This window comes from Marinobacterium sp. MBR-111 (assembly GCF_040547585.1).
Taxonomy (GTDB): domain Bacteria; phylum Pseudomonadota; class Gammaproteobacteria; order Pseudomonadales; family Balneatricaceae; genus Marinobacterium; species Marinobacterium iners.
This window is the reverse complement of sequence record NZ_JBEPQA010000079.1, coordinates 1-1473: the sequence shown is the minus strand read 5'-3', so window position 1 is coordinate 1473 and position 1473 is coordinate 1. Positions and strand designations below refer to the sequence as shown.

Here is a 1473-nt window from a genome sequence, read left to right as displayed (position 1 = left end):
GAATTTACTTCCTAAGCTGATGTCGGTCGAAGATACCAGGTGGCTGCGACTGTTTATTAAAAACACAGCACTCTGCAAACACGAAAGTGGACGTATAGGGTGTGACGCCTGCCCGGTGCCGGAAGGTTAATTGATGGGGTTAGCTCACGCGAAGCTCTTGATCGAAGCCCCGGTAAACGGCGGCCGTAACTATAACGGTCCTAAGGTAGCGAAATTCCTTGTCGGGTAAGTTCCGACCTGCACGAATGGCGTAACGATGGCCACACTGTCTCCACCCGAGACTCAGTGAAATTGAACTCGCTGTGAAGATGCAGCGTCCCCGCGGCTAGACGGAAAGACCCCGTGAACCTTTACTATAGCTTCACAGTGGACTTTGACATTACTTGTGTAGGATAGCTGGGAGGCTTTGAAACCGGGACGCCAGTTCCGGTGGAGCCAACCTTGAAATACCAGCCTGGTACTGTTGAGGTTCTAACTCAGATCCGTTACCCGGATCGAGGACATTGTGTGGTGGGTAGTTTGACTGGGGCGGTCTCCTCCCAAAGCGTAACGGAGGAGCACGAAGGTACCCTCAGGCTGGTCGGAAATCAGCCAATGAGCGCAAGAGTAGAAGGGTGCTTGACTGCGAGACAGACACGTCGAGCAGGTGCGAAAGCAGGTTCTAGTGATCCGGTGGTTCTGTATGGAAGGGCCATCGCTCAACGGATAAAAGGTACTCCGGGGATAACAGGCTGATACCGCCCAAGAGTTCACATCGACGGCGGTGTTTGGCACCTCGATGTCGGCTCATCACATCCTGGGGCTGAAGCCGGTCCCAAGGGTATGGCTGTTCGCCATTTAAAGTGGTACGCGAGCTGGGTTTAGAACGTCGTGAGACAGTTCGGTCCCTATCTGCCGTGGGCGTTTGAGATTTGAGAAGAGTTGCTCCTAGTACGAGAGGACCGGAGTGAACGAACCTCTGGTGTTCCGGTTGTCACGCCAGTGGCATTGCCGGGTAGCTACGTTCGGACGGGATAACCGCTGAAAGCATCTAAGCGGGAAGCCCCCTTCAAGATGAGATCTCACCGGGGCCTTGAGCCCCCTGAAGAGCCGTCCGAGACCAGGACGTTGATAGGCAGGGTGTGTAAGCGTTGTAAGGCGTTGAGCTAACCTGTACTAATGGCTCGTGAGGCTTGACCATATAACGCCCAAGGCGTTTGAAATGAATGGTTCGACTGGAAACAGTCAAAACACGATTATCGGCTCGCAAGAGCACCGATTGAACGCTTGTAGCAACAACACAGACAATCAGAGCAACGTGACATATAAGCACGAGGCTCAATCAGATCCGGTTTGTACCAGTTTCGCCTGGCGACCATAGAGACGTGGAACCACCTGATCCCATACCGAACTCAGCAGTGAAACGCGTCATCGCCGATGGTAGTGTGGGGCTTCCCCATGTGAGAGTAGGTCATCGCCAGGCACTTAATACCA

General features: G+C 53.6%; 2 rRNA genes. Both read left to right on the top strand.

Annotated elements, in window-relative coordinates:
* Positions 1–1180: ribosomal RNA gene (locus ABIE61_RS18780) — 23S ribosomal RNA — on the top strand; the annotation flags it as partial.
* A gap of 166 nt (positions 1181–1346) precedes the next feature.
* Positions 1347–1462: ribosomal RNA gene (rrf, locus tag ABIE61_RS18775) — 5S ribosomal RNA — on the top strand.
* Positions 1463–1473: the final 11 nt, after the last annotated feature.